Genomic DNA, 26,246 nt, shown 5'->3' on the forward strand with positions numbered 1-26,246 from the left:
AGTATGCGGTAGCATACGGCCTTTCCTGCAAGAAAGATTGCCATGAGCTACACGCAACTGACCCAAGACGAACGATGCCACATCCAATACCTGTCCCGCCACTGCACCATCGCCGAAATCGCCAAACAGCTTAACCGCCACAAAAGCACCATCAGCCGAGAAATCAAGCGGCACTGCTTACAAGGGCAACAATACAGCGCCGAAAAAGCCCAGCGGCAAAGCCAGACTATCAAACAGCGTAAGCGACAACTCTATAAGCTCGATTCGCAGCGGATTCAACACATCGACACCCTTATCCGCCGCAAACTCAGTCCTGAACAAGTATGCGCCTACCTGCGCAAACACCACCAAATCACGCTCCACCACAGCACCATTTACCGCTACCTTCGCCAAGACAAAAGCAACGGCGGCACCTTGTGGCAACATCTCAGAATATGCAGCAAACCCTACCGCAAACGCTACGGCAGCACATGGACCAGAGGCAAAGTGCCCAATCGTGTCGGCATAGAAAACCGACCCGCTATCGTCGACCAGAAAACCCGCATCGGCGATTGGGAAGCCGACACCATCGTCGGCAAAGGACAGAAAAGCGCATTACTGACCTTGGTCGAACGCGTTACCCGCTACACCATCGTCTGCAAATTGGATAGCCTCAAAGCCGAAGACACTGCTCTGGCAGCCGTTAGGGCATTAAAGGCACATAAAGCCAGAGTGCACACCATCACTATGGATAACGGCAAAGAGTTCTATCAACACACCAAAATAGCCGAAGCATTGAAGGCGAAAACCTATTTTTGCCGCCCCTACCATTCTTGGGAGAAAGGGCTGAATGAGAACACCAACGGACTCATCCGCCAATATTTCCCCAAACAAACCGATTTCCGAAACATCAGCAATCGGGAGATACGCAGGGTTCAAGATGAGTTGAACCACCGGCCAAGAAAAACACTTGGCTACGAAACGCCAAGTGTTTTATTCTTGAATCTGTTCAAACCACTGATACACTAGTGTTGCACTTGAAATCCGAATCCAAAGTCCTTGTTTTATATAAACCAACGCGCTTACTCCCCGCCTTCGGCAATCTGCTTAAGGCGATACAGTGCGTCTAGAGCTTCGCGGGGGGTGAGGTCGTCGGGGCGGATTTGGTTTAGGGCTTCGGCGAGTGCGTTGTGGGCGGGGTTGGTTTCTTGGTTTGCGGCAGTTTGGGCTTCAGTGTCCGCTGTTTCGTCTTGGCTAAACCCGCTGTATTCGTTTTCAGACGACAAGGTACTGAAGATGTCCAACTGCGGGCGGACGGCGGCGGCTTGGGCTTCGAGTTCGTCCAGATGTTTTTGGGCAGCTTTGAGGGCGCGGTTGGGCAGGCCGGCGAGTTTGGCGACGGCGATGCCGTAGCTTTTGCTGGCGGGGCCGGGTTCGATGTGGTGGAGGAAGACGATGTCTTGTCCTTGTTCGAGTGCGGAGAGGTGCATGTTGACTGCCGTTGCGTGGGCTTCGGGCAGCTTGGTCAGCTCGAAATAGTGGGTGGCGAAGAGGCTGAAGGATTTGTTTTTTTGCAGCAGGTGTTCGGCGATGGCGTGCGCGAGGGCGAGGCCGTCGAAGGTGGAGGTGCCGCGTCCGACTTCGTCCATGAGGACGAGGGATTGGTCGGTGGCGTGGTGGAGGATGTAGGAGGTTTCGCTCATTTCGACCATGAAGGTGGAGCGGTTGGAGGCGAGGTCGTCGGAGGCGCCGATGCGGGTGAAGATTTGGTCGATGGGCCCGATTTGGGCGGCATCGGCGGGGACGAAGCTGCCGGTGTGTGCCATGAGGACGATGTGGGCGACTTGGCGCATGTAGGTGGATTTGCCGCCCATGTTGGGGCCGGTCAGGAGCATGAGGCGGTGTTTGTGGTCGAGGCGGGTGTGGTTGGCGGTGAAGTGGCGCACTTGTTGCTCGACGACGGGATGGCGGCCGTTTTCGATATGGATGACGGGGTAGTCGGCGAACTCGGGGCAGACGAAGCCGCGTTCGGCGGCGGTGGCGGCGAAGGTGGAGAGTACGTCGAGGGCGGCGGCGGCTTTGGCGGCTTTTTGAAGCTGGGGAAGGGTCGTCTGAATGTCTTTGAGGAGGGCTTCAAACAGGCGTTTTTCCAATGCCAATGCTTGCTCTTGTGCGGTCAGGACTTTGTCTTCGAAGGTTTTGAGTTCGGGGGTGATGAAGCGTTCGGCGTTTTTCAGGGTCTGGCGGCGTTGGTAGTCGGCGGGGGCTTGTTCGGCCTGGACTTTGGATAGCTCGATGTAGAAGCCGTGGACGCGGTTGAACTCGACTTTGAGGGTGGAGAGGCCGGTGCGTTCGCGTTCGCGCGCTTCGAGGTCGAGCAGGAATTCGTCGCCGTGGTTTTGGATGTGGCGCAACTCGTCGAGTTCTGCGCAATAGCCTTGGTTGATGACACCGCCGTCTTTGAGCCAGACGGCGGGTTCGGGCATCACGGCGGCTTTAAGGGTTTCGGCGACGGGCAGGGTTTCGGGGAAAACGGCTTTGAGGGTTTCCAACAGGCTGCTGCCCTCGGCGGACAATTCGATTTCGGATAGAGCAAACAGGCTGTCGCGCAGGGCGGCGAGGTCGCGCGGGCGGGCGTTGCCGACGGCGATGCGGGCGGCGATGCGTTCGATGTCTGCGATGTTTTTCAGACGACCTTGCAGGGTTTCGTATTGCGAACCCAGCGCGGCAACGGCTTCTTGGCGGGCGCGGATGTGGGTGCGGCTGCGTAAGGGGTGGTGCAGCCAGAGTGCCAAGAGGCGGCTGCCCATGTGGGTGGCGCAGCCGTCGAGTATGGAAAACAGGGTCGGCGATTTCTTACCGGAGAGGGTTTGCGTGATTTCGAGATTGCGGCGCGTAGCGGCGTCCATGCCGATATATTGGCTGTCGGTTTCGAGCGAAATGCCGTCTAAGTGTTGCGGCATCAGGTTTTGCGTCAGGCGGATGTAGTTCAACAGCGCGCCCGCTGCGCCGACGGCGGCTTCGTGTTCCTTGCCGTCCAAACCGAAGCCGTGCAGGTCTTGGCAGCCGAAGTATTCGGTCAACAATTTCGCGCCCGCGTCGGCGGCAAACTGCCATGAGTTCAGGCGCGTGATGTTGGCAGAGGTTGCCTGAAAACCGTCAGGCAGGCTTTTGCCTTCGGGCAACAGGATTTCCGCCGCCTGCAAACGCGCCAGCTCGTCGGCGAGTTTGTCCGCCGTCGTCAGCTTGGTTTTGAATTCGCCGCTTTGCAAAGATGCCCACGCGATGGCGATGTGTTTTTTATCCGCGTTCACCGCTGCGATGCGGTTGGTTTCCTTGTCTTCCAAAAACGCCGCGTCGGTCAGCGTGCCGGGTGTAACGATGCGCACGACTTTGCGCTCCACCGGCCCTTTGCCCGCGCCGACTTCGCCCACCTGCTCGCACACCGCCACGCTTTTGCCCATCTTCACCAGTCGAGCCAGATACTGCTCCGCCGCGTGAAACGGCACGCCCGCCATCTTAATCGGCACGCCGTCCATCTGCCCGCGGGTGGTCAGGGTAATGTCCAACAGCTTCGCCGCTTCCACCGCGTCATCCAAAAACAGCTCGTAAAAATCGCCCATGCGGTAAAACACCAGCTTGTCGGCGTGCTGCGATTTGATGGCGAGATACTGCTGCATCATCGGGGAAACGGCGGATTTGCTCATGGGATGTGCCTTAATCAAACAGAAGACCTTTATTGTAGCAAAAGGCCGTCTGAAACCCTAAAACAAGGTTTTCAGACGACCTTTTGCCTTTACTTCAATCCAATGATTTTATTTCTTGGCTCTAAAGCCCAACAGATGTTGCGTGGTGGCAAGCCATGCGCCGAAGACGCCTAGGGCGATGACGAAGCCGAACACCAGTGAAACTTCGCTGAAATGGAAGAAACGCCAGCCGATATTGAGTCCGTAGGGTTTGAAGATGGCATCGACCAACGGACGCACAGCGGAAAGCAACCAGCCGCACAGTCCCAAGCTGACAGCGGCAGAAAAGATGCTCTGCCACATGGCTTGGTAAAGGAAAGGACGGCGGATAAACGATGCGGGCGCACCGAGCAGCTTGGTGATTTCGATTTCTTCTTTGCGGCTCAGGATTTGCAGACGGATGGTGTTGTGCGCGACAAGGACGAACGCCATACCCAGCGTCAGTGACAGAAACCATAAAATTTTGCGGATGAACTCGTTGATTTGATACAGCGTTTGCACCCACTCAGTATCCATGGTGGCGGATTCGACCATGGGCAGCTTGACCATATCCTGATAAATCGCCTGCATTTGTGCGGGCGGTGTAGCGGGATCGGGCGTTACGATAAATGCGTCGGGCAAGGGGTTGCCGTCGAGCATGGAAACAAGGTTTTGGTCGAGGTTGGATTGTAGCTCTTCCAAGCCTTCCTGCTTGCTGATGAAACGGATTTTGTTGAGGCGGGCATCGCGTTCCAACAGGTTGCGGACGGTATCGCTGTCGGCTTTGGAAGCGTCGGTTTCCATATAGAGCGTGATTTGCGGCGACTCGTTGAGCTTGCCTAACACGCTTTGTCCGCTTTGGATGGCCAAATACATGAAAAGCGGCAGGGTCATGGCGACGGCGAGCATCAGGAGGGTGAGCAGCGTGCCGACGGGTTGGCGCAGGAGTTGTTTGAGCGCAGTACGCGCGGATTCGACGTGCAGCGAGACGTAGTGGATGATGCTCATGCGAGTCGTCCTTTCGAGAGGCGCAGGATGCGGTGGCCGTAGTCTGCCATGAGGGTTTCGTCATGGGCGGCGACGATGACGGTGGTTCCTGCTTCGTGGAAGGTTTTGAACAATTCCATGATGTCGAGCGCGTAGGCGCGGTCGAGGTTGGCGGAGGGTTCATCGGCAATCAGGAGGCTGGGTTGGTGGACAACGGCGCGGGCGATACACAGGCGTTGCTGTTCGCCGCCTGAGAGGGTTACGGGATCGTCCAATTCACGACCTTTCAAGCCGACTTTTTCAATGGCGATGCGGGCGCGCTCTTCGGCTTTACGCGGCTGATAACCGATAATCCGCAGCGGCAGGATGACGTTTTGCAGGACGTTGCGGTCATAGAGGATTTTGTGGTCTTGGAACACGATGCCGATATGTTGGCGCATGAAGCCGATTTGGTTGTCGCTCAATTCGCCCAAGTCTTGGTTGTTGAACCACACTTTGCCTTTGCTGGGTTTGGTAATACCGGAAATCAGCTTGAGGATGGTGGACTTGCCGGAGCCGGAGTGGCCGGCGATAAATATCATTTCGCCTTTTTTGATTTGGAAGCTGACGTTTTTCAGGGCTTCAAAACCGCCGGGATAGGTTTTGGAAACTTGTTCGAAACGGATCATAAGGTATTCCTAGAAAGGGGTCAGGACAAACTTATCCACAGTTAATCCACAAAAGGATGCGCTATCGGAGATAGGTCGTCTGAAAAATAGGATATGTGCCGAATTATAAAGATTTCGGCGTTTTTTTGATAGTTTGCCCGGATATGGACGGCAGCAGGCAAAGCGTCGGACTGACGGCTTTACAACACAATATTACAGGTGTGATTGTCGCGTTTGCAAAATGCTTAAATACTTATCCACATGTCGAAAAGTCGTCTGAAAAGGATTTCGGCGTTTCAATCAAACCCGCCGTATCCGTTTTCAGACGACCTTCCACATCGGTTTCAGCCCGACTTATTTACATTTCTCTTTAGCCGCATTGACGGCGGCGGTCAGGCTTTTTTCGTTGACTTCGCCAGTGATGGTTTGTTTGTAGCCGCACTTCGGAGCTTCGACGACGGTGAACGGCAATACGCCGACGTTGTTGCCGTAAGACTTCATGAAATTGCGGCTATCCGCGCCGGTATAGCGCCAAACATGATAGCTGACGGGGGTTTGTTTCAGGAATTTGCCGATGTTGTCGGAAGTATCCAACGCGATACCGACCATATCGACGCTGCCTTTTTTCTGCGCTTTGTACCAAGCGGACATGGCGGGCATTTCCTTACGGCACGGACCGCACCAGGTCGCCCACAGGTTCACCACGCGCACGGGGGCTTTGAGCGATTGCAGGCTTTGCGGTTTGTTGTCGTTCCAGCCTGCCAGCGGATCGGCGGCAAACGCAGGGGCAGACAGAGCTGCAGTCATCAAAACAGAGGCAAGCAATAATTTTTTCATAAGTTCCATCCTTTGCATCAATCAGATTGATGGCATTGTAACCCCTTTCAGCGTGCTGTCTATGGAGAAAATGAAGATGTTGGATTTTAGCGGTCGAAAATGAAGATTATCGGCGGGATAAGTTGAGGAAATCTCCAATGCAGCCGATAATAAAGCCCATCAGCAAAATCTAAAACATCGGAGAACGCTATGTCGTCTGAATTCACGCTCTACCACAATCCCCGTTGCAGCAAATCGCGCGCCGCTTTCGACCTGCTCGAAGCGCGCGGCATCAAAGCCGAAGTCGTCAAATACCTCGACACCCCGCCTGATTTGGCGGCACTGCAAGACATCTTCGCCAAGCTGGGCTTGGAGTCCGTACGCGGCATGATGCGCGTCAAAGACGACTTGTACAAAGAACTCGGTTTGGACAAGCCCGACCTCGACAACCAAGCCCTGCTCGAAGCCATTGCCGCCCACCCTGCCCTGCTCGAACGCCCCATCCTGACCACACAGGACAAAGCCGCCATCGGCAGACCGCTCGAAAACATCGAAGCCCTGTTGGACTGAAGCGCGGGAAGGTCGTCCCTACATGATTTCCCTGTTCCGCAGCCGCAACGGCTTGCGCTACTACCTTTTTCGCGGCATAGGCCTGAGTATCCTGCTGGTACTCGGCATATTCGGCGAGGGCGCATGGCAGGTGTACCACACCGGCTCGCAGCCCCTGCCCGGTCATGTCCGCGCCGATGCCGCCCTCGTGCTCGGTGCCGCCGCATGGGACAAACGACCCTCGCCCGTTTTCCGCGAACGCATCAACCACGCCATCACCCTCTACCAAAGCCACCGCGTTGAAAAAATCGTCTTCACCGGCGGCACATCCAAAAAAGGCTACATGACCGAAGCTGAAGTTGGACGGCGTTACGCCCTCAAACAAGGCATACCCGCGCACAACATCATCTTTGAAAACACCTCGCGCAACACCTACGAAAACATCCGCAACATCCGTCCGATACTGCGCGCCGAAGGCATCGAAAGCATTATCATCGTCAGCGACCCCTACCACCTCGCCCGCGCCCTCGAAATCGCCTCCGACCTCGACATCGAAGCCTACATCTCCGCCACGCCGACCACGCGGTTCGACCAAAGCAAGGAAAAAAACAAATTCCTGCTTCAAGAAAGCTACGCCCTCTTCCTCTACCGCATCGGCAAATGGAGCGAAAACTTTTGGGACTGGCTGACCGTTCGGGAAACGAAAGAAGAAGTATAGTTCGGAAGAAAATTAAGGTCGTCTGAAAATTTTCAGACGACCTTAATTTTTACCTGCAACCTACCCCATCTCCCGTCCGGCGGGAGAGGGCTGGGGAGAGGGTGGCTCTAAGAGCTGAACGAATTTGATTTAACCTAAACCCACAAAGCCACCCCCATCCTAACCTTCCCCCGCCGGACGGAGGAAGGGATAAGTTACCGTTGCAGCAATCCGTAGCGTGGGTTCTACCCACGAGATGAAAGCAAATAGATTGTTGTCTGACTTGAATGGTTAAGTGGTGGATTTCGTGGGCAAAGCCCATGCTACTTGAGTTATCCCAAACCCGCGTTGATTGAATAAAAGGTCGTCTGAAAACGAGTATGAACGAGTTTCTCCAAAAACCCGAATCTCAAAGTTTTCAGACGACCTATTTCAACAGGTTTTTCAAAGCCAAGCGCACGCCTTCGCCAACTTCCGTACCTTTGGGAATGCCTTTGATGGCGGCTTTTGCCTCGCGTTCGTTGTAACCCAACGCAATCAGGGTATTGACAATGTCGTCTGTTTCATCGGCGGCAGGCGCAGCGGCGAAAAGTCCGTCGATAGCGGCATGGGAAACCAGTTTGCCGCGCAGTTCCAAAACCATGCGTTCGGCGGTTTTTTTTCCGATGCCGGGCGCGGAGGACAGGCGTTTGATGTCTTCGTCGGCAACCGCGCGGGCAAGTTCGTCGGCGGACATGGCGGAGAGTATGCCCAGCGCGGTTTTCGCGCCGATGCCGCTGACTTTGACCAACTGGCGGAACGTCGCCCGCTCGTCGGCAGTGGCAAAGCCGAACAATAAATGCGCGTCTTCGCGGACGACAAGCTGGGTGTAAAGCTGCACGGTTTCGCCCAAGGCGGGCAGGTTGTAGAAAGTCTGCATGGATACGTCGGCTTCGTAGCCGACGCCGTTGACGTCGATGACGATTTGCGGCGGGTTTTTCTCGATGAGTTTGCCGGTCAGTCTGCTGATCATGAGGATTCCGTTAAGGGGTTGGGTAAAAAGGTCGTTTGAAACCTGAATCTTGGTTTTCAGACGACCTTTCGCGTATGGATAAGGTTTAATCTTATTTGCCGATGCAGAAGCGCGAGAAAATCACGCCCAGCAAATCGTCGGCGGTGAATTCGCCGGTGATTTCGCTGCACGCGTTTTGGGCGAGGCGCAGGTGTTCGGCGAAAAGCTCGATTTGGTTGTTGTCGCAGAGGGCGGCGTTTTCCAGCTCGGCTTCGGCTTCGTGCAAGGCGTTGAGGTGGCGGCTGCGGGCGAGGAACAGGCTTTCGCTTTCGCCCTGCCAGCCGACTTCCTGCAACAGCGCGTGTTTGAGCAAATCGAGACCTGTGCCGGTTTTGGCGGACAGGCTGATGATGGTGTCTGCGCCGGTTTGCGCGAGGCTGTCTGAACGGACGGCGACGGGTTCGCCGGTCAGGTCGGCTTTGTTGTGGATTTCGATTTTTTTCAAACCTGCGGGCAGGCTGTTCAAAATGGCTTGGGTTTTGGCGTTCACGCCTTCGCGCGGGTCAATCAGAATCAGGGCGACATCGGCTTCGGAGACGGCTTTGCGGCTGCGCTCAATGCCGATTTGTTCGACCACGTCGTCGGTTTCGCGCAGACCGGCGGTGTCGATGATGTGGACGGGTACGCCGTCGAGGGTGATTTGTTCGCGCACGGTGTCGCGGGTGGTGCCGGCGATGTCGGTTACGATGGCGATGTCGTCACCCGCCAAGGCGTTGAGCAGGCTGGATTTGCCGACGTTGGGTGCGCCGACGAGGACGACGTTCATGCCTTCGCGCAAAATCGCGCCTTGTTCCGCGCTGGCAAGGACGGTTTTCAGACGACCTTGCAGGGCTTGGAGCTTGCCGCGCGCGTCGGCGGCTTCGAGAAAGTCAATGTCTTCTTCGGGGAAGTCGAGCGTGGCTTCGACCAACATCCGCAGGGTAATAAGGTCGTCCACCAACTCGTGTATGTGTTGGGAGAACGCGCCTTTGAGCGAACGCAACGCCATGCGTGCGGCGGATTTGCTGGAGGCGTCGATGAGGTCGGCGACGCTTTCAGCTTGGGCAAGGTCGAGTTTGTTGTTGAGGAAGGCGCGTTTGGTAAATTCGCCCGGCTCCGCCATGCGCGCGCCCAGTTCGAGGCAGCGCGAAAGCAGCATGTCCATTACCACAGGACCGCCGTGCCCCTGCAATTCAATCACGTCTTCGCCGGTAAAGCTGGCGGGTGCGGCGAAGTAGAGCAGGATGCCGTTGTCTATCGGCTGCCCGTCGCCGCCGAGAAAGTCGGTGTAAAGCGCGGTGCGCGGTTTGGGCGTTTTGCCGCCGCTGAGGGTTTGTGCCAAAGGCAGCAGGTTTTTGCCGGAAAGGCGGATAACGCCGACGCCGCCGCGTCCGGGGGCGGTGGCGATAGCGGCGATGGTGGGTTGGGATGCGGACATGGCTGGCTCGTATCGGGAACTTAATGGACGGTATTATATAGTGATTTCACAATGATAAAGGTCGTCTGAAAACGGGAGACAGGCGAGATTTATTTGCTACCGTACCGAATCGGTAACAAGAAAGAAATTGCCGAATTTCTGAAAAGAAGTATGGAACAGACGCCGGGCAAGGCTCGAAATCACTTGCACACGCTCTCGGACACCCTGTCGAGTAGGCTGCGGTATCGAGATTTTCACCGCTTTTCCGACGTCCGCACGGGATAATATCATGATTACATTCAGAATAAATAATATTTCGGAAGGACAAAACCCGCTTCTTAAATTACAAAGCAGGCAACTGTCTGTCGGTTTCACGATAAAGCTAAAGTCATAGAATTTTGTCATCCCTAATCTCGGCAATCATCATAAGCTATTTCATGTTCATTAATCGGAATCGCAAAAAGTCGTCTGAAAACAGGAGATTTAAAGTTTCAGACGACCTTATATCGACACTGCCGCTGACGCAAATCAAGTGCAGGCAAATCCCGCCTTTACCGATACGCCCCGTTCGCGGATAATTGAGAACATTCCCATTTCCGTTTCCAACCTTCACAAAGGATACATCATGGCATTTCTGAAACTGACCGAACAAAACGTGCAGGGCAAAACCGTCCTCATCCGCGCCGATATGAACGTGCCGTTCAAAGACGGCAAAATCAGCGACGACACCCGTATCCGCGCCTCGCTCGCGTCCATCAAATACTGCTTGGACAACGGCGCGTCCGTTATCGTGATGACCCACTTGGGCCGCCCGACCGAAGGCGAGTTCCACCCCGAAGACGATGTCGCCCCCGTTGCCGCACACTTGGGCGGCCTGTTGGGCAAAGACGTGAAAGTATTGAACGACTGGCGTGAAAACAAACCCGCCCTGAACGCGGGCGATGTCGTCATGCTGCAAAACGTGCGCATCAACAAGGGCGAGAAGAAAAACGATTTGGAACTGGGCAAAGCCTATGCCGCCTTGTGCGACGTGTTCGTCAACGACGCGTTCGGCACCGCCCACCGCGCCCAAGCCTCGACCGAAGCCGTCGCCCAAGCCGCGCCCGTTGCCTGCGCCGGCGTATTGATGGCGGGCGAACTCGACGCTTTGGGCAAAGCCCTGAAACAGCCCGCGCGCCCGATGGTTGCGATTGTCGCCGGCAGCAAAGTGTCCACCAAACTGACCATTCTCGAATCGCTGGCGGACAAAGTCGACCAACTCATCGTCGGCGGCGGCATCGCCAACACCTTCCTGTTGGCGGAAGGCAAAGCCATCGGCAAATCGCTGGCGGAACATGATTTGGTGGAAGAATCCAAAAAAATCATGGCGAAAATGGCGGCCAAAGGCGGCTCCGTACCGCTGCCGACCGATGTCGTCGTTGCCAAAGCCTTTGCCGCCGATGCCGAAGCGGTCGTGAAAGACATTGCCGACGTTGCCGAAGACGATATGATTTTGGACATCGGTCCGAAATCTGCCGCTGCGCTTGCCGAGTTGCTCAAAGCCGCAGGCACGGTGGTGTGGAACGGCCCGGTCGGCGTGTTCGAGTTTGACCAGTTCGCAGGTGGCACGAAAGCCCTTGCCGAAGCCATTGCCCAAAGCAAAGCCTTCTCGATTGCGGGCGGCGGCGACACGCTGGCGGCGATTGCCAAATTCGGCGTTACCGACCAAATCGGCTACATATCCACCGGCGGCGGCGCGTTCCTCGAATTCTTGGAAGGCAAAGAGTTGCCCGCCGTAGCCGCTTTGGAAAAACGCGGCGCGTAAGCGGTTTGATGTAAAACAGAGGTCGTCTGAAAACCTGAATCGGGTTTCAGACGACCTCTTCTTCTTTTCGCGGATTATTCCGCCGCACGGTTCAGTGCCGAACGAATCAGCATCTGCGTGCCGAACCAGCCCCAGTAAATGCGGTGATGAACGATTTTTCCACCGGCAATCTGCATGAGTTCCAAAATATCCACTTGATCGCCGTCGGGCGTTTCGCGCGGGTATTCCCAAACCAGCGTGTCCCCCGTCGTGAAATGCGTGCCGTTGCGATACCAGCGTACCAATTCATTCGGTCGGCGGCGCGTTCCTTCTTCTAAAAAAGCAAGGATGTCGGCTTTGTCGCGCAAAATGCCGCTTTGCCGCTGCATGATAAGGGGAACGAGCGGGCTTTCGAAAACGGCGTTGTCGTCATACAGACCGATCAGTCGGGCGGTGTCGTGGTTTTTGGCAAACTCGTGCCAGTCGTTGTAAATGCGTTCGAAATCGTTCATGGTAGTCATTTTTCGGTCAGGTTGTTTACCGGAGCCCTAATTTTTCCGCGCAGTAACAAATTCCGCCAAGAGCCGCAAATGCAGGGCTTTTGCACCGAAGGGTTCGAGCAGGGCGGCGGCTTCGGCGGTCAGGGTTTCGGCATAGGTGCGGGCGGCTTGCAGGCCCATCAGTTTGACGTAGGTCGGTTTGTCGTTGTCGCTGTCTTTGCCGGCGGTTTTGCCCAAGGTGGCGGTGTCAGCTTCGCAATCCAACACGTCGTCGATGACTTGGAACGCCAAGCCGAGTTTGGCGGCGTAGTTGTCTAAGGTGCGGACGTCGTCTGAATCCAAATCGGGGCAGGCAAGCGCGCCCAATACGACGGCGGCGCGGATGAGGGCGCCGGTTTTGAGGCTGTGCATCTGTTCCAACTGCGCCTGGCTCATGGCTTTGCCGACGTTGGCAAGGTCGATGGCTTGTCCGCCCGCCATGCCGAGGCTGCCGGATGCTTTGGCAAGCGTGGACAACATGGCGATTTGGCGTTCGGCGGGCAGTCCGGTCGGACGGCTCAATACGTCGAAGGCTTGGGTTTGCAGCGCGTCGCCGACTAAGAGGGCGGTGGCTTCGTCATATTTCACATGGCAGGTCGGTTTGCCGCGCCGCAGGCTGTCGTTGTCCATGGCGGGCATATCGTCGTGAACCAAGGAATAGACGTGTACCATTTCGATCGCCGCCATGGCTTGTTCGACGGCGTTTTGGTCGGCATCGCCCAATTCGGACGCGGCGAGCACCAAGAGCGGGCGCAGCCGTTTGCCGCCGCCGAGGGTAACGTAACGCATGGCTTCGTGCAGCGTGTGCGGCACTTGTTTTTCAGACGGCAGGAAACGCTCCAGCAGCAATTCGGTCTGCGCTTGGGCTTTTTGCTGCCATGCTTTCAATTCATTCGCCAGGTTCAAGGTTCAGCTCCTTCAGTTCGCCCGCGTCCAATACTTGCAGCTTTTGTTCGACTTCCGCCAGCTTGGTTTGGCAGTATCTGACCAACTCGTTGCCTTCCTGATAGGCTGCCAGAGCGTCTTCCAGCGGCATTTCGCTGCTTTGCATGGACTGGGTCAGGGTTTCGAGGCGGGCGAGGGCTTCTTCAAAGGATTTGGGGGCTTTTTTCATGATGATGCGGGCAAAAAATCAAAGCGGTATTGTAGCATTTTATGGGCTGCTTCTTGGACGGGAACGGAAAAAGGTCGTCTGAAAACCTGATTTCCAAGTTTTCAGACGACCTTTTGAGCTGATGATGCGGTAAAAATCAGTCTTTCAGAACAGCGGCGCCGAACGTACCGCTCTTGCCTTCGCTCGGATGGTCGAAGCGGCCGGCCATTTCTTCCGCCTGCGGACCGAGGAAAATGCCCGACATACTGTTTTTAGTTGTCCCGTCCACATAAACAAAACGGTTACCAGCGATATTGGCCTGGAGCATTACGGGGTTAAAACGTCCTTCTGCCGAATAAACGCCGCCGGTCAGCGATTTTTCACCAAAATCAACATTGAACAGGGATGAGCCGACAGTGTTGATGTTGGATACGTCATTGTAGAACGCATTGCCTTGGTAGATAGCCGAACCGGTTTGCGGCATGGCTTCAACAGGCGTCATCAGACCTTGGTAGAACACCAGGGATGAATTGAGCTCGCCGTTTTCCTTTTTGCTTCCGTAAAAACCGTAATGACCGTATTGCAGATGCGTACCGATGGCGCGGATAATTTTGTTATCCGACAAGGACAGCATACCGTTTGCCGCGTCAAATGTTTGTGGCAGCAGGTTGATTTTTTGTCCGTTGACTTCGAGGACATCAGGATTACCCACTCTGTTAATCACTTTGTTATCGGCACCGTCAACCGACAACATGGTGTAAAAACCGCCGATTGATTGCATAGCCGGAGCAACCTCCGCTTTTGGGGTAACTTCTTCAGCGGCTTTATGCTCTGCTTCAGCTTTAGCGGCTTCTTCCGCAGCTTTACGTTCCGCTTCGGCTTTAGCTTTGGCAGCTTCTTCGGCAGCTTTGCGCTCGGCTTCGGCTTTAGCTTTTGCAGCTTCTTCCGCAGCTTTTCGTTCCGCCTCAGCCTTGGCTTTAGCAGCCTCTTCGGCAGCTTTACGTTCGGCTTCAGCTTTGGCTTTGTCAGCTTCTTCAGCGGCTTTGCGCTCGGCTTCAGCTTTAGCTTTGGCAGCTTCCTCAGCAGCTTTACGTTCAGCTTCGGCTTTAGCTTTGGCAGCTTCTTCCGCAGCTTTTCGTTCCGCTTCAGCTTTGGCTTTGGCGGCTTCTTCAGCGGCCTTGCGCTCGGCTTCTGCCTTAGCTTTGGCTGCTTCTTCTGCCGCTTTTCGTTCCGCTTCAGCCTTGGCTTTAGCTTTGGCAGCTTCTTCAGCGGCCTTGCGCTCGGCTTCTGCCTTAGCTTTTGCAGCCTCTTCAGCAGCTTTACGTTCGGCTTCGGCTTTAGCTTTGGCGGCTTCTTCTGCCGCTTTTCGTTCCGCTTCAGCCTTGGCTTTAGCTTTAGCAGCCTCTTCGGCAGCTTTACGCTCGGCTTCAGCTTTAGCTTTGGCAGCTTCTTCAGCAGCTTTACGCTCGGCTTCGGCTTTAGCTTTAGCGGCTTCTTCCGCAGCTTTACGTTCGGCTTCAGCTTTGGCTTTAGCGGCTTCTTCAGCAGCCTTGCGTTCTTCTTCAGCTTTAACTTTGGCAGCTTCCTCAGCAGCTTTACGTTCGGCTTCGGCTTTAGCTTTGGCAGCTTCTTCTGCCGCTTTACGTTCCGCTTCAGCTTTGGCTTTAGCAGCTTCTTCCGCAGCTTTGCGCTCGGCTTCGGCTTTAGCTTTTGCAGCTTCCTCAGCCGCTTTACGTTTAGCTTCGGCTTTAGCTTTGGCAGCTTTTTCAGCCTCTTCCGCAGCTTTACGTTCCGCTTCGGCTTTAGCTTTAGCGGCCTCTTCAGCGGCTTTGCGCTCGGCTTCAGCTTTGGCTTTAGCAGCTTCTTCCGTAGCTTTGCGTTCAGCTTCGGCTTTAGCTTTTGCAGCTTCCTCAGCCGCTTTACGTTCTTCTTCAGCTTTGGCTTTTGCAGCTTTTTCAGCGACTTTTCGTTCAGCTTCGGCTTTGTCGTTGCTATCCGCTTTTACGTCTTGATTCTGGTTTTCAGACGACGTTTGTGTTGAATTTACGGAATTTTCTACTTCTTTATGAATATTTTCTTCAGATGCTTCTAAAGCATTATTTGCATCGGCTTGATTACCGGCAGGAGAGGTTGCCGTTCTTTCCGTTTGTCCGGATGGATTCGGAATATTGCCCGGTTGGACAATCGGGTAAGTCGGGGTTGGCGCGACAGACGGTGTACCGCCTCCGTCACCTCCTCCACAGGCTGTTAATATCGAAACGGCAATACAGGATAAGATATGGGGGTAAGGTGTTTTCATCGCAATGTTCTCAATTTAAAGTAGTTATGTGAAAATCATTCTATGCGTCTTTCATTTTTATGTCATATAATTTTTGCGACGAATGGTATCATTTTTAGTTAAACGGTTTATTTTATTTGCATTTTTTTAGTGTGAAATATGCAAAAAGCGTGATAAATGGTCGTTTTTTATACTCAAACGGTATGTTTTTATTGTGTTATAATCCGCGTTTCATACAGGTCGGACAGACAGTCGCCGCGTATCGCGTAAGGCATACGGGGAGGAAAGTCCGGGCTCCGCAGAGCAGGATGCCGGCTAACGGCCGGGCGCGGAAACGCGACGGAAAGTGGAACAGAAAGCAATACCGCCGACGGCCGCCTTCGGGCGGCACGGGTAAGGGTGAAAAGGTGCGGTAAGAGCGCACCGTGCACTTGGTAACAAGGCGCAGCAGGCTAAACCCCATCCGGAGCAAGACCAAACAGAACGCATTGACGCTGCTCGCCGAGCGTTCGGGTAGGTTGCTGGAGTGCATCAGTAATGGTGTGCCTAGAGGAATGACTGTCCGAGACAGAACCCGGCTTACCGTCCGGCCTGTATGTCCCGATTATTGAAAAAGGTCGTCTGAAAACAGAATTCTGTTTTTCAGACGACCTTTTGCTTTTTTAGGTCAATCAGTTTGACAGTTTTTTGATATTACGTTAAAAAAGGTTATGCCATATACGGCTGAAAAATGGGCGGTGCGCAATGTGCCGCAACTGAAAATAAAAGGCGGTTTCAACGCCTTTGGAGAACTTTTATGTCTGACAACTACTCCGCCCGCAAGGGAAAAACCTTCTTCGGGCATCCTATCCAGCTTTCCACCCTGTTCCACATCGAATTGTGGGAACGTTTCTCGTTTTACGGTATGCAGGGTATCTTATTGATTTATCTGTATTACACTGCCGACAAAGGCGGTTTGGGCATGGATAAGTCGCTCGCCGGCGGCATCGTCGGCGCGTACGGCGGCAGCGTTTATTTGTCCACCATACTCGGCGCATGGCTTGCCGACCGGATTTGGGGCGCGGAAAAAACGCTGTTTATTTCCGGCATCGTGGTCATGCTCGGACACATCGTTTTGGCAATCGCACCGAGTCTCTACGGGCTGCTGTGCGGCTTGGTGCTCATCGCGTTGGGCAGCGGCGGCGTGAAATCGTCGGCAAGCTCGATGGTCGGCTCGCTTTATGAAGCGGACGATATGAAGCCCCTGCGCGATGCCGGATTTTCGATTTTCTATATCTCCATCAACATCGGCGGCTTTTTAGGCCCGCTCCTGACCGGCTTGCTGCAAACCGAGATGGGTTTCCACTACGGCTTCGGCGCGGCGGCAGTCGGTATGGCTTTTGGATTGTGGCGTTACTCCGTTGGGCGCAAACTGCTGCCGCACACGCCCGCGCCCAATCCTTTGCGTCCTGAAAAAGTGAAAACCGCGGTTGCAGTCGGCGTGCTGATTGTCTTGGTTGTCGGCAGCCTGATTGCGTCAGATACGCTCAATTTGGACAACTTTTCCAAATTCCTGCTCGGTACGGTCATCCTCACCGTCATCGCCTATTTCGCGCGACTGCTCGGCAGCAGCCATGTGTCGTCTGAAAACAAACGCTACATCACCGCCTATATTCCGCTGTTTCTGACTATCTGCCTGTTTTGGGCGGTCTGGTTCCAAGTTTATACCGTGGCAACGGTGTACTTTGACGAAACGGTTGACCGCACATTAGGCAACTGGACTGTACCCGTCGCATGGAAAGATTCCATCCAAAGTATGTGGGTCGTCCTCTTCTCCGGCGTGATGGCGGCGATTTGGACGAAAATGGGCAGACACCAGCCGAAAACCCCGTTGAAATTCGCGTTGGCGATGCTGGTTGTCGGCATATCCTATCTTGGATTCGTACCGTATATCTCGTCCGGCACGCCCATGCCGATCATTGTTTTCGCGCTGATCCTGCTTGCCATCACCATAGGCGAACTCATGATTTCTCCGATTTCGCTTTCCATTTCCACCAAAATCGCCCCGCCTATGTTCAAAACCCAAATGGTCGCACTCAATTTCTTAGGGTTATCATTGGGCTTCACTTTGGGCGGCGTGCTGTTTAAAGAAGGATTCAACGATAAAGCACCGCTGGATTTCTACTGGATGCTTTGCGGCATAGGCGTGATAACCGGTGTGGTATTGTTATTGCTTGTTCCCGTTTTGAATAGAATGCTCAAAGGCGCGGATTAAAAACCGCTCTGAGCAAGACATGCAAAAGGTCGTCTGAAAAATTTCTCAGACGACCTTTTTCATGAACGCGGTTTGCCATTCTTGCGTTGGGAACCGTCAAACCAAATGTTCCGCCAAAAATTCAAGGGCGAAGGCGACTGCCTGATTTCTAACGGCCTCTCGGTCGCCGCTGAAGATTTTCATTTGCTCCAACGATTCGGTCGGCGTGGACAACCCGAACCACACCGTCCCGACGGGTTTTGCCGCGCTGCCGCCACCGGGGCCTGCGATGCCGGAAATACTCAAGGCGTAGTCGGCTTGGGCGACGGCTTGGGCACCTCGCGCCATTTCATACACGGTTTCGCGGCTGACCGCACCGTGTTGCAACAGCGTATCAGGCATGACGCCGAGGCGTTCTTCTTTGGCTTGGTTGCTGTAAGTAACGAAACTTTGATGAAACCATTGCGAGCTGCCCGCGATGCTGGTGAATGCGCCCGCAAGCAGGCCGCCGGTGCAAGATTCGGCGCAAGTAACGGTTTGTCGGCGTCGGGTGAGATGTTCGGCGATGGTTTGCAGCGCGGTCATGGGATGTCCTTTCTTTCTTCAATGGCGGCGGATTCGTCGGCGGCGGACGGGAAATAGATTATAGGTCGATTGCCAATGGTGGCGGAAGGTCGTCTCCAACCGCTTTTTCAGACGATCTGAAGGACATTCTATTCCGCACCCGCCTTCTTCCCGTCTTTCACCAGCACAATCACCAATTCGCTGTCGTCGGTTATTTTAATGGCGACATATTCGCTGCCGTCCGCCTTCAGGACGCTGCCCGGCCGCAATTCCTGCCTTTTTCCGCCGTCAAACAAAAATACCGAGCTGCCTTTGGTTTGGGTAACCAGCAGGGTGTGGCCAGGGTGGTTGTGGCGGGGGATTTCCTTGCCTTTGGGCAGGGTTTCGCGGATGACGGTGTAGTTTTCACCTTCAAAAACTTTGCCCGTGCCTTGGGCGGTTTCAGCGGCAGGCACGGCTGTGGCGAAGAGGCCGATGAGAGCGGTGAAAAGTTGGGTTTTGATGTTTTTCATGATGGTTTTCCTTTGGTTGCAGACAAAATTTATCGCGGACTAAAATCGCAATGATACGGCGTTGCCAACACCCTTATGTATTCTAGCGGTACACAGCGGGCGTTGCCGTCTTGTCTCATTTTTATTTTAATCCACTATCTGTTTCGGTCGGTTTGGGTCGTCTGAAAGCGGAATATGCCGCGTTATTCGTTTTCGTAACCGGTTTGATTAGACTCCGTATGGCGGTTTTCGTTTCGTTCTGAATGTAAGCCTGCGGCTTACTGCCCTCTCCCTAACCCTCTCCCACGGGGAGAGGGGACGGGTTGCCGTAGCCTTGCTGTTTGCCGCATAAACTCGAGTGCGGACTGCCATCGGTCTGAATCTTTGATTCAGACGCTCGATGCGTGTGCCTGTGGTGCTTCAAAAGGTCGTCTAAAAACGGAGCTTCAACGAAGTTAAAAATTTGCCTGAACCCTAAAAGCAGCCTGCAACCCAATCCCCTCTCCCCGTGGGAGAGGGCTAGGGAGAGGGCGGCAAACCAAAGGTTTGCTTGGGTGGTATTTTCAACGTGCAGGCTACTTTTCAATTCGTTGAAACCGCGCTTTAGCTTCGCAGAAACCCCCGCTTCTTTTTCCGCTCCGTTTTCAGACGACCCCTATTCTTTCCCCGCCGCAACGGGTTCGGCCTTTTCAAACGCCGCCTTCAACTGTTCTGCCGCCTGTATCAACTGCCGTGCGCCGCCCGCGACGATATAGTTGGCAGCAGGCATGACGATGATTTGCTTGCGCTTCCAAGCGTTCGTGCCGCGTACCAGCGCGTTATCCAACACTTCCACGACCGCCGGTCCTTCCTGCCCGATGGCGGCGGTGCGGTCGATGATGAAAATCCAGTCGGGGTTTTTCTCTTTGATGTATTCGAAGGAAACGGGCTGTCCGTGCCCCTCGTTGCGTAAAGATTCATCCACGGGCGGCAGGCCGATGTCGCCGTGTATCCAGCTGGCCAACCGCGACTGCGTGCCGAAGGCGGACACCTTGTTGCCCGTAACCGACAGCACCAGTCCGCGCCCTTTGCCTTTGGCGGCTTCGCGCGTTTGGGCGAACAGCGCGTCAATCTGCGCCTTCAATTCCACCGCGCGCGCTTCCTTGCCGAAAATCCGCGCCAGGGTTTCCATCTGCTTTTCGCCGCTGGTGCGGATATTGCCGTTGTCCACCGTCAGGTCTATGGTGGTCGCGTTTTTCGCCAACTGTTCATACGCTTCCGCGCCCGGCCCGCCGGTAATGACAAGCTGCGGATTGTAGCGGTGCAAGGCTTCGTAATTGGGTTCGAACAGCGTCCCCACCGTTGCCGCCTTTTCAAATGCAGGCTGCAAATAGTCCACGCGCACCGGCGCGGTAGTTGCGCCCACGTTCACGCCCAACTCGGTCAGCGTATCCAATGCCGCCCAGTCGTACACGGCGACGCGTTCGGGATTCTTCGGCACAACGGCATCACCCCGCGCGGTCGGCACGGTCAGCGTGGCGGCAGATGTGGATGCGGCTTGGGATGCGGCGGATACAGTTTTTTCGGCGGTAGGTTCGGGCGAACAGGCGGCCAGCAGGACGGCGCAGGCTGCCCAATAAAAACGTGGTTTCACGGTGTGCGGTTCCTTTGCATACGAATAAGAATATTTATTATTAAAAAAATAATCTGCAAAAACCACGCCGCAAAACGCAAAATTCCCGATACGGCAAAACAAATTCCCGAAACGGGAAAGGTCGTCTGAAACACGCTTTCAGACGACCTTTCCCGTTTCAACCAATCCCTGCGCTTGATTATTAGTAATAATTCCTATTTAATTCATTTTTTAGACAACCCGTTCCCATCCAAGCATGAACACCGCCGCCATCTACCGCCAATACCAAACCTATGTCCGCTCCGATAAATCCGGCTGGGCGTTGGACGGCTGTTCCGACAGCGCGCTCATGGCGCAGGCAAAACAGCCCGGTTTACATCTGGAAATGTGCATCAACCGCTTCGACTCGGGCATCACCCTGTCGCGGATGCGCGGCGGCGGAACGGGTGCGTTTCCCACCGAAATCCACAATTTCAGCCACAACTGCGCCCTGTTCGTCATGGTGTCGGGGCAGAACCGGTTACAAATGGGCGGCAGGGAATACCGCCCGTTTGCCGGCGAAATCTGGCTGGTGCGCGGCGAGTTGGCGGACGTATCCGAAACCCTGCTGCCCGACAACGGCGGCATGTGCGCGCTGCATTTGGATTTTTCGCTGGAAAAACTGCGCCGCTGGCACGACGAAGGCTTGCTGGACGAACGCCTGTTTTCGCCGCAAACGATAGGCCGATTCGCCCTGCAACGGCTGGCGCAAAACGCGGCAACACTGACGGCGGCGGCCTGCCCCCTGCTGCAACGCCCGTTCGAATCGGACGGCTTCGGCCTGCTCGCCGACGAAGCCGCCGCGCTGGAACTCTCCGCCCGAGACCTTTGCAAAATTCCCCAAAATCCCCTAAATTCCCACCAAGACATTTAGGGGATTTCTCATGAGCACCTTTTTCCGGCAAACCGCACAAGCCATGATTGCCAAACACATCGACCGCTTCCCACTATTGAAGTTGGATCAGGTGATTGATTGGCAACTGATCGAGCAATACCTGAATCGTCAAAGAACCCGTTACGTCCGAGACCACCGCGGCCGTCCCGCCTATTCCCTGTTGTCCATGTTCAAAGCCGTCCTGCTCGGACAATGGCACAGCCTCTCCGATCCCGAACTCGAACACAGCCTCATCACCCGCATCAACTTCAACCTGTTTTGCCGTTTTGACGAACTGAGCATCCCCGATTACAGCACCTTATGCCGCTACCGCAACTGGCTGGCGCAAGACGACACCCTGTCCGAATTGCTGGAACTGATTAACCGCCAACTGACCGCAAAAGGCCTAAAAATAGAGAAAGCATCCGCCGCCGTCATTGACGCCACCATTATTCAAACCGCCGGCAGCAAACAGCGTCAGGCCATAGAAGTTGACGAGGAAGGACAAGTCAGCAGCCAAACCACACCGAGTAAAGATAAAGATGCTCGTTGGACAAAGAAAAACGGTTTATACAGACTCGGTTACAAACAACATACCCGTACCGATGAGGAAGGCTATATCGAGAAACTGCACATCACCCCCGCCAATACCCATGAGTGCAACCACCTGTCGCCTTTGCTGGAAGGTATAGCCGAAGGTACGACCGTCTATGCCGACAAAGGCTACGACAGTGCGGAAAACCGGCAACATCTGAAAGAGCGCCAGTTGCTGGACGGCATTATGCGCAAAGCCCACCGCAACCGTCCGCTGACGGAAGCGCAAACCAAACGCAACCGATATTTGTCGAAAACCCGTTATGTGGTCGAACAAAGCTTCGGTACGCTGCACCGTAAATTCCGCTACGCCCGGGCAGCCTATTTCGGACTGATTAAAGTGAGTGCGCAAAGCCATCTGAAGGCGATGTGTTTGAACCTGTTGAAAGCGGCTAACAGGCTAAGTGTGCCTGTTGCTGCCTAAAAGGTGGCCCGGATGCCTGATTATGGGGCGTCCGGGGAGGATTAAGGGGGTATTTGGGTAAAATCAGGAGTAATTAGGAGCGGAAATAGACGAAAACCTGTGTTTGGGTTCCGGCTGTCGGGGGAAGGGCTTTTTTGCAAAGGTCTCCGCCCGATTATTGCGCTTCACCTTCCGCCGCCACGACAACGGCTACCGCCGCCGGCGCATAGACGAAGCCGCCGATATTTTGAACAGCGAATTCGCCCGCCCGCTGACCATCGCCGAAATCGCCCGCCGAGTCGGGCTGAACGAATGCTACCTGAAACGCTATTTCAAAGCGCAAACCGGCGAAACCGTCGCCGGACGCCTGCGCCGCCTGCGGCTGGAACACGCGCTCGCCCTCATCGAATCGGGCAGCACCGTCCAAGCCGCCATGCACTTTTGCGGCTACCGCCACGCGGGACGGTTCAATGAAGCGTTCAGGCGGCATTACGGATTTTTGCCTTCGGATGCGAAGAAGTGCTGATGGGGCCGGCGGCATAGATATTTTGATTTGAAACAACGGCGGATTCGCATTTGAAGTGCAACTTTCCCTAACAGGAAAAGGCCAGTATGCGGTAGCATACGGCCTTTCCTGCAAGAAAGATTGCCATGAGCTACACACAACTGACCCAAGACGAACGATACCATATCCAATACCTGTCCCGCCACTGCACCATCGCCGAAATCGCCAAACAGCTCAACCGCCACAAAAGCACCATCAGCCGCGAAATCAAGCGGCACTGCATCCAAGGACAGCAATACAGCGCCGAAAAAGCACAGAAGCAAAGCCGGCTGACCAAACAGCACCGGCGAAAACCCTATAAACTCGATTCGCAGCTGGTTCAACACATCGACACCCTTATCCGCCGCAAACTCAGTCCCGAACAAGTATGCGCCTACCTGCATAAACACCACGGGATCACACTCCATCACAGCACCGTTTACCGCTACCTTCGCCAAGACAAAAGCAACGGCGGCACTTTGTGGCAACATCTCAGAATATGCAGCAAACCCTACCGCAAACGCTACGGCAGCACATGGACCAGAGGCAAAGTGCCCAACCGTGTCGGCATAGAAAACCGACCCGCTATCGTCGACCAGAAAACCCGCATCGGCGATTGGGAGGCCGACACCATCGTCGGCAAAAATCAGAAAAGCGCGTTATTGACCTTGGTCGAACGCACTACCCGCTACACCATCATCTGCAAATTGGATAACTTAAAGGCCGAAGACACTGCCCGGGCGGCCATTAGGGTATTAAAGGCATATAAAGCCAGAGTCCACACCATTACCATGGATAACGGCAAAGAGTTCTACCAACACACCAAAATAGCCAAAGCATTGAAGGCGGAAACCTATTTTTGCCGCCCTTACCATTCGTGGGAAAAAGGGCTGAATGAAAACACCAACGGACTCATCCGACAATCTTTCCCTAAACAAACCGATTTCCGAAATATCAGCGATCGGGAGATACGCAGGGTTCAAGATGAGTTGAACCACCGGCCGAGAAAAACACTTGGCTACGAAACGCCAAGTGTTTTATTCTTAAATCTGTTCCAACCACTGGTACCCTAGTGTTGCACTTGAAATCCGAATCCAAGAACCATTAAAAAAGGTCGTCTGAAAAAGCAATTTCAGACGACCTTTTTTCATTCGCGGCGGCAGTGTCGCTCCCTGCCCTTAGCCTAAAAACTCTTTCAAAAACAGCAACACGCAGGCGAGTTCGTCGGCGGCTTCGCGTTGCGTGCCGTTGCCGGTATGTCCGCCGCCGTCCGGAGCGTAGAGCCACGATTGCGCGGAGGTTTCGCGCAATTTGGCGTAGAACTTGAGCGCGTGGGCAGGATGGACGCGGTCGTCGCTGAGGCTGGTGGTAATGAGCGCAGGCGGATAATTGATGCCGTCTGAAAAATTGTGATACGGCGACAATTCACCCAGCCAGCGTTTGCAGACTTCGTATTTCTGCGGGTTGCCGTATTCGTCCGTCCAGCTTGCGCCGGCGGAGAGCAGCGGATAGCGGATCATGTCGGTCAGCGGCACTTCGCACACCAGCGCGCCTATGCTTTGCGGTTCGCGCACGAAGGCGGCGGCGGTAATCAGGCCGCCGTTGCTGCCACCCTGCAAACCGATGTGTTTGGGCGAACTCATGCCGCGTTCGGACAAATCGCGCACGACGGCAATCAAATCATCGACGCTTTTGTGTTTGCTGATTCCCTGCGCCGCCTGATGCCAGCGCGGGCCGAACTCGCCGCCGCCGCGTATGTTCGCCAACACGAAGGCGTTGCCCTCTTCCAGCCAGTATTTGCCGATGCTGCCCAGATAGTGCGGCAGCTCGGGCACGCCGAAACCGCCGTAGGCATAAACCAGCGTCGGCGTATCGGGCGCGGCGTTTTTGCCGACGTGGAAATAAGGGATGCGCTCGCCGTCGGACGAAACCGCCCAAAACTGCCGCACTTCGAGGTCGTCTGAAACAAACTGCTGCGGCTGGCGGCGCATGACGGTCAGTTCCATCACGTTCAAATCCAGCGCAAACAGCGTCAGCGGCGTGGTGAAATCGCTGGCGGCAAGGTAAACCACGTCGCCGCCCCAAGGCTGGTCGGTCATTTCCAGCGCGCCCGAAGGCAGGCGCGGCAACTCAGTTTCCTGCCATTTGCCATCGGTAAAGCGCCATGCTTTCAGACGGCCTTGTACGTTTTCCAGCAGGCTCGCCACCACAAAACGCTTGGTCGTTTCCACGCTTTCCAATGCCTGCGTTTCATCGGGCGCAAACAAAAGCTGCGCCGCCCCGAGTTCGCCCCGATTCAGCTTCACCGCCACCAGCGCGCCGCTCGGATAGCTTTGGTTCGCGCGGTTCCAGTCCTTGCGCAGCGTCAGCAAAAGATGCCCCGCCAGATAGCCGACCACGTCGCAATCGGCGGGCAGGTTCAACGGTTTCGCCTCGCCTTCAGACGACACCTGCAAATACGTCTTGGTGTAAAAACCGTCCGACGCTTCAATCAAATCAATCGGCGAACCCTGCGGATCAAGGTAACGCCACGCGTTCACCATCATCCCGTCTTCGCCGATTTGGTACACCGGCAGGCTTTCCTCGAAACTCTTGCCGCGCTCCACCAGCCACACCTCGCGCGGATAGCCCGATTCGGTCAACTGCCGCTCGTCCCAAGCCGGACACACCCACACGCTGTTTTCATCGCGCCACGACACATGGTTTTTCCCCGCCGGAAAATGAAAGCCGCCCTCGACCAGCCCGCCCGCTTCCAAATCCACTTCCAACGTATAAGCCGTATCGCCGCCCGATTTGCTCAAGGTCAACAGCGCGCGATTGGGCTGCTCCACCAAGTGCGACACCCCTCCCAGATACACATCGTCGCCGAGCAACTCATCGAAATCCGCCACCGAAAACAGGATTTTCCACTCAGGATAGCCCGAACGGTAGGTCGCCGCCGTACACACACGGTACACGCCCTTCGGATATTCCGCGTCCTGATGGAAGTGGTACATCCGCGCGCGGTGTTCCTGACAAAACGGAATCTGCCGCGTGTCCTGCATCTGCGCCAAAATCCCGTCCGACAGCGCGCGCGCCTTATCGTTTTCCAAAAAACGCGCACGCGTTTCGGCATGCGCTTCAGCGGCGAAGTTTTGCGTTTCGGGGGCGTCGAGGTTTTCGAAATGGAGATAGGAATCGGGGTAGGATTTCATAGAAAAGGGGCCGTCTGAAAATAGCGAAAGCGGGAATTATAGCGGGAAAAACCTTGTTGCCAGACAAAAAGGCCGTCTGAAAACGAGTGTGGCGGGTTTCGCTACCGCTTCCGATACACTGCCCGTCATTCCCGCGCAGGCGGGAATCCAGAACGCAG

At 55.0% G+C, this 26,246-nt stretch carries 21 protein-coding genes, 1 other RNA gene and 2 pseudogenes; 10 read left to right on the top strand and 14 right to left on the bottom strand.

From position 1 onward, the window contains the following. Positions 1 to 42 precede the first annotated feature (42 nt). A complete protein-coding gene (locus J7445_RS10450; protein WP_209283045.1) occupies positions 43 to 1,008 on the top strand; it encodes an IS30 family transposase in 966 nt (321 codons plus the stop codon). Between the two features lie 53 nt (positions 1,009 to 1,061). Here the strand turns inward: J7445_RS10450 and mutS are convergent, their stop codons facing one another. From mutS to J7445_RS10470, 4 genes are all read right to left on the bottom strand, one after another. Continuing rightward, complete coding sequence (gene mutS / locus J7445_RS10455) at positions 1,062 to 3,686, bottom strand: DNA mismatch repair protein MutS (protein ID WP_070656259.1); 2,625 nt, start codon at positions 3,684 to 3,686, stop codon at positions 1,062 to 1,064. A 108-nt stretch (positions 3,687 to 3,794) separates the two neighbouring features. After that, entirely contained in the window at positions 3,795 to 4,712 is a 918-nt protein-coding gene (ftsX, locus tag J7445_RS10460) for a permease-like cell division protein FtsX (RefSeq protein ID WP_003758748.1), read from the bottom strand. Further along, positions 4,709 to 5,359: a cell division ATP-binding protein FtsE gene (gene ftsE, locus J7445_RS10465; RefSeq protein ID WP_003765335.1), complete on the bottom strand. Its 651-nt coding sequence runs from the start codon at positions 5,357 to 5,359 to the stop codon at positions 4,709 to 4,711. Before ftsE ends, ftsX begins: the two co-directional genes overlap by 4 nt. Positions 5,360 to 5,692: 333 nt before the next feature. After that, positions 5,693 to 6,175 carry a TlpA disulfide reductase family protein gene (locus J7445_RS10470; protein WP_003775962.1) on the bottom strand — a complete coding sequence of 161 codons (483 nt, stop codon included), beginning with the start codon at positions 6,173 to 6,175 and terminating at the stop codon, positions 5,693 to 5,695. Positions 6,176 to 6,364: 189 nt separating this feature from the next. Between J7445_RS10470 and arsC the strand changes: the two genes are divergently transcribed. Next, positions 6,365 to 6,724 (top strand): arsenate reductase (glutaredoxin), encoded by a 360-nt coding sequence (gene arsC, locus J7445_RS10475; RefSeq protein ID WP_070656262.1) that lies wholly within the window; start codon positions 6,365 to 6,367, stop codon positions 6,722 to 6,724. Positions 6,725 to 6,746: 22 nt separating this feature from the next. After that, complete coding sequence (locus J7445_RS10480; RefSeq protein ID WP_070656265.1) at positions 6,747 to 7,421, top strand: YdcF family protein; 675 nt, start codon at positions 6,747 to 6,749, stop codon at positions 7,419 to 7,421. A 406-nt stretch (positions 7,422 to 7,827) separates the two neighbouring features. Here the strand turns inward: J7445_RS10480 and ruvA are convergent, their stop codons facing one another. Together ruvA and mnmE are read right to left on the bottom strand one after the other, a co-directional pair. Further along, positions 7,828 to 8,412, bottom strand: a complete 585-nt coding sequence (gene ruvA, locus J7445_RS10485) for a Holliday junction branch migration protein RuvA (RefSeq protein ID WP_019271203.1) — start codon at positions 8,410 to 8,412, stop codon at positions 7,828 to 7,830. A gap of 91 nt (positions 8,413 to 8,503) precedes the next feature. Further along, on the bottom strand, positions 8,504 to 9,868 hold the full coding sequence (mnmE, locus tag J7445_RS10490) for a tRNA uridine-5-carboxymethylaminomethyl(34) synthesis GTPase MnmE (protein WP_070656267.1): 1,365 nt from the start codon (positions 9,866 to 9,868) through the stop codon (positions 8,504 to 8,506). 604 nt (positions 9,869 to 10,472) lie between these two features. On the opposite strand from mnmE, the gene J7445_RS10495 reads away from it, so the two are divergent. Next, positions 10,473 to 11,651, top strand: coding sequence for a phosphoglycerate kinase (locus J7445_RS10495; RefSeq protein WP_003779993.1), 1,179 nt, complete (start codon positions 10,473 to 10,475; stop codon positions 11,649 to 11,651). 74 nt (positions 11,652 to 11,725) lie between these two features. On the opposite strand, the gene J7445_RS10500 is transcribed toward J7445_RS10495, so the two are convergent. The 4 genes from J7445_RS10500 to J7445_RS12300 form a co-directional block, all read right to left on the bottom strand. Next, positions 11,726 to 12,142, bottom strand: coding sequence for a nuclear transport factor 2 family protein (locus J7445_RS10500; RefSeq protein ID WP_070656285.1), 417 nt, complete (start codon positions 12,140 to 12,142; stop codon positions 11,726 to 11,728). A gap of 36 nt (positions 12,143 to 12,178) precedes the next feature. After that, positions 12,179 to 13,075 carry a polyprenyl synthetase family protein gene (locus tag J7445_RS10505; RefSeq protein ID WP_070656270.1) on the bottom strand — a complete coding sequence of 299 codons (897 nt, stop codon included), beginning with the start codon at positions 13,073 to 13,075 and terminating at the stop codon, positions 12,179 to 12,181. Next, positions 13,059 to 13,286 carry an exodeoxyribonuclease VII small subunit gene (locus tag J7445_RS10510; protein ID WP_029609485.1) on the bottom strand — a complete coding sequence of 76 codons (228 nt, stop codon included), beginning with the start codon at positions 13,284 to 13,286 and terminating at the stop codon, positions 13,059 to 13,061. Before J7445_RS10510 ends, J7445_RS10505 begins: the two co-directional genes overlap by 17 nt. A 133-nt stretch (positions 13,287 to 13,419) precedes the next feature. After that, a complete protein-coding gene (locus tag J7445_RS12300) occupies positions 13,420 to 15,561 on the bottom strand; it encodes a transferrin-binding protein-like solute binding protein (RefSeq protein ID WP_244969481.1) in 2,142 nt (713 codons plus the stop codon). Positions 15,562 to 15,776: 215 nt separating this feature from the next. On the opposite strand from J7445_RS12300, the gene rnpB reads away from it, so the two are divergent. Both rnpB and J7445_RS10525 read left to right on the top strand, forming a co-directional pair. Then, positions 15,777 to 16,138: RNase P RNA component class A (gene rnpB / locus J7445_RS10520), an RNA gene on the top strand. Positions 16,139 to 16,336: 198 nt separating this feature from the next. Next, entirely contained in the window at positions 16,337 to 17,794 is a 1,458-nt protein-coding gene (locus tag J7445_RS10525) for an oligopeptide:H+ symporter (RefSeq protein WP_070656273.1), read from the top strand. Positions 17,795 to 17,890: 96 nt separating this feature from the next. On the opposite strand, the gene J7445_RS10530 is transcribed toward J7445_RS10525, so the two are convergent. The 3 genes from J7445_RS10530 to J7445_RS10540 all read right to left on the bottom strand — a co-directional run bounded on the left by J7445_RS10530 (position 17,891) and on the right by J7445_RS10540 (position 20,461). Next, positions 17,891 to 18,358 carry a CinA family protein gene (locus J7445_RS10530; RefSeq protein ID WP_070656276.1) on the bottom strand — a complete coding sequence of 156 codons (468 nt, stop codon included), beginning with the start codon at positions 18,356 to 18,358 and terminating at the stop codon, positions 17,891 to 17,893. A gap of 128 nt (positions 18,359 to 18,486) precedes the next feature. Beyond that, positions 18,487 to 18,849: a cupin domain-containing protein gene (locus J7445_RS10535; protein ID WP_070656279.1), complete on the bottom strand. Its 363-nt coding sequence runs from the start codon at positions 18,847 to 18,849 to the stop codon at positions 18,487 to 18,489. Positions 18,850 to 19,483: 634 nt separating this feature from the next. Continuing rightward, positions 19,484 to 20,461 (bottom strand): siderophore ABC transporter substrate-binding protein, encoded by a 978-nt coding sequence (locus J7445_RS10540; RefSeq protein WP_070656282.1) that lies wholly within the window; start codon positions 20,459 to 20,461, stop codon positions 19,484 to 19,486. Positions 20,462 to 20,696: 235 nt separating this feature from the next. Between J7445_RS10540 and J7445_RS10545 the strand changes: the two are divergent. The 4 genes and pseudogenes from J7445_RS10545 to J7445_RS10560 all read left to right on the top strand — a co-directional run. Further along, positions 20,697 to 21,302 (top strand): annotated as a pseudogene (locus J7445_RS10545) (helix-turn-helix transcriptional regulator); the annotation flags it as partial. 61 nt (positions 21,303 to 21,363) lie between these two features. Beyond that, positions 21,364 to 22,371: an IS5 family transposase gene (locus tag J7445_RS10550; RefSeq protein ID WP_209283046.1), complete on the top strand. Its 1,008-nt coding sequence runs from the start codon at positions 21,364 to 21,366 to the stop codon at positions 22,369 to 22,371. A 139-nt stretch (positions 22,372 to 22,510) separates the two neighbouring features. Then, positions 22,511 to 22,876: pseudogene (locus J7445_RS10555) on the top strand (helix-turn-helix transcriptional regulator); the annotation flags it as partial. Between the two features lie 125 nt (positions 22,877 to 23,001). Further along, on the top strand, positions 23,002 to 23,967 hold the full coding sequence (locus J7445_RS10560) for an IS30 family transposase (protein ID WP_209283047.1): 966 nt from the start codon (positions 23,002 to 23,004) through the stop codon (positions 23,965 to 23,967). Between the two features lie 105 nt (positions 23,968 to 24,072). Here J7445_RS10560 and J7445_RS10565 read toward each other — a convergent pair whose 3' ends face one another. Next, a complete protein-coding gene (locus tag J7445_RS10565; protein WP_070655309.1) occupies positions 24,073 to 26,088 on the bottom strand; it encodes a prolyl oligopeptidase family serine peptidase in 2,016 nt (671 codons plus the stop codon). Positions 26,089 to 26,246 lie beyond the last annotated feature (158 nt).

Origin of the sequence: Neisseria sicca, from assembly GCF_017753665.1 — a bacterium.
Classification (GTDB): domain Bacteria; phylum Pseudomonadota; class Gammaproteobacteria; order Burkholderiales; family Neisseriaceae; genus Neisseria; species Neisseria flava.

What these genes read in the sequence shown, in the direction of transcription:
- ftsE (WP_003765335.1), bottom strand. Translation starts at nt 5,359, where the DNA reads ATGATCCGTTTCGAACAAGTTTCCAAAACCTATCCCGGCGGTTTTGAA.
- J7445_RS12300 (WP_244969481.1), bottom strand. Translation starts at nt 15,561, where the DNA reads ATGAAAACACCTTACCCCCATATCTTATCCTGTATTGCCGTTTCGATA.
- J7445_RS10535 (WP_070656279.1), bottom strand. Translation starts at nt 18,849, where the DNA reads ATGAAAAACATCAAAACCCAACTTTTCACCGCTCTCATCGGCCTCTTC.
- J7445_RS10470 (WP_003775962.1), bottom strand. Translation starts at nt 6,175, where the DNA reads ATGAAAAAATTATTGCTTGCCTCTGTTTTGATGACTGCAGCTCTGTCT.
- J7445_RS10480 (WP_070656265.1), top strand. Translation starts at nt 6,747, where the DNA reads ATGATTTCCCTGTTCCGCAGCCGCAACGGCTTGCGCTACTACCTTTTT.
- J7445_RS10500 (WP_070656285.1), bottom strand. Translation starts at nt 12,142, where the DNA reads ATGAACGATTTCGAACGCATTTACAACGACTGGCACGAGTTTGCCAAA.
- J7445_RS10565 (WP_070655309.1), bottom strand. Translation starts at nt 26,088, where the DNA reads ATGAAATCCTACCCCGATTCCTATCTCCATTTCGAAAACCTCGACGCC.
- J7445_RS10550 (WP_209283046.1), top strand. Translation starts at nt 21,364, where the DNA reads ATGAGCACCTTTTTCCGGCAAACCGCACAAGCCATGATTGCCAAACAC.
- J7445_RS10495 (WP_003779993.1), top strand. Translation starts at nt 10,473, where the DNA reads ATGGCATTTCTGAAACTGACCGAACAAAACGTGCAGGGCAAAACCGTC.
- arsC (WP_070656262.1), top strand. Translation starts at nt 6,365, where the DNA reads ATGTCGTCTGAATTCACGCTCTACCACAATCCCCGTTGCAGCAAATCG.
- ftsX (WP_003758748.1), bottom strand. Translation starts at nt 4,712, where the DNA reads ATGAGCATCATCCACTACGTCTCGCTGCACGTCGAATCCGCGCGTACT.
- J7445_RS10450 (WP_209283045.1), top strand. Translation starts at nt 43, where the DNA reads ATGAGCTACACGCAACTGACCCAAGACGAACGATGCCACATCCAATAC.
- mutS (WP_070656259.1), bottom strand. Translation starts at nt 3,686, where the DNA reads ATGAGCAAATCCGCCGTTTCCCCGATGATGCAGCAGTATCTCGCCATC.
- J7445_RS10525 (WP_070656273.1), top strand. Translation starts at nt 16,337, where the DNA reads ATGTCTGACAACTACTCCGCCCGCAAGGGAAAAACCTTCTTCGGGCAT.
- ruvA (WP_019271203.1), bottom strand. Translation starts at nt 8,412, where the DNA reads ATGATCAGCAGACTGACCGGCAAACTCATCGAGAAAAACCCGCCGCAA.
- mnmE (WP_070656267.1), bottom strand. Translation starts at nt 9,868, where the DNA reads ATGTCCGCATCCCAACCCACCATCGCCGCTATCGCCACCGCCCCCGGA.
- J7445_RS10560 (WP_209283047.1), top strand. Translation starts at nt 23,002, where the DNA reads ATGAGCTACACACAACTGACCCAAGACGAACGATACCATATCCAATAC.
- J7445_RS10530 (WP_070656276.1), bottom strand. Translation starts at nt 18,358, where the DNA reads ATGACCGCGCTGCAAACCATCGCCGAACATCTCACCCGACGCCGACAA.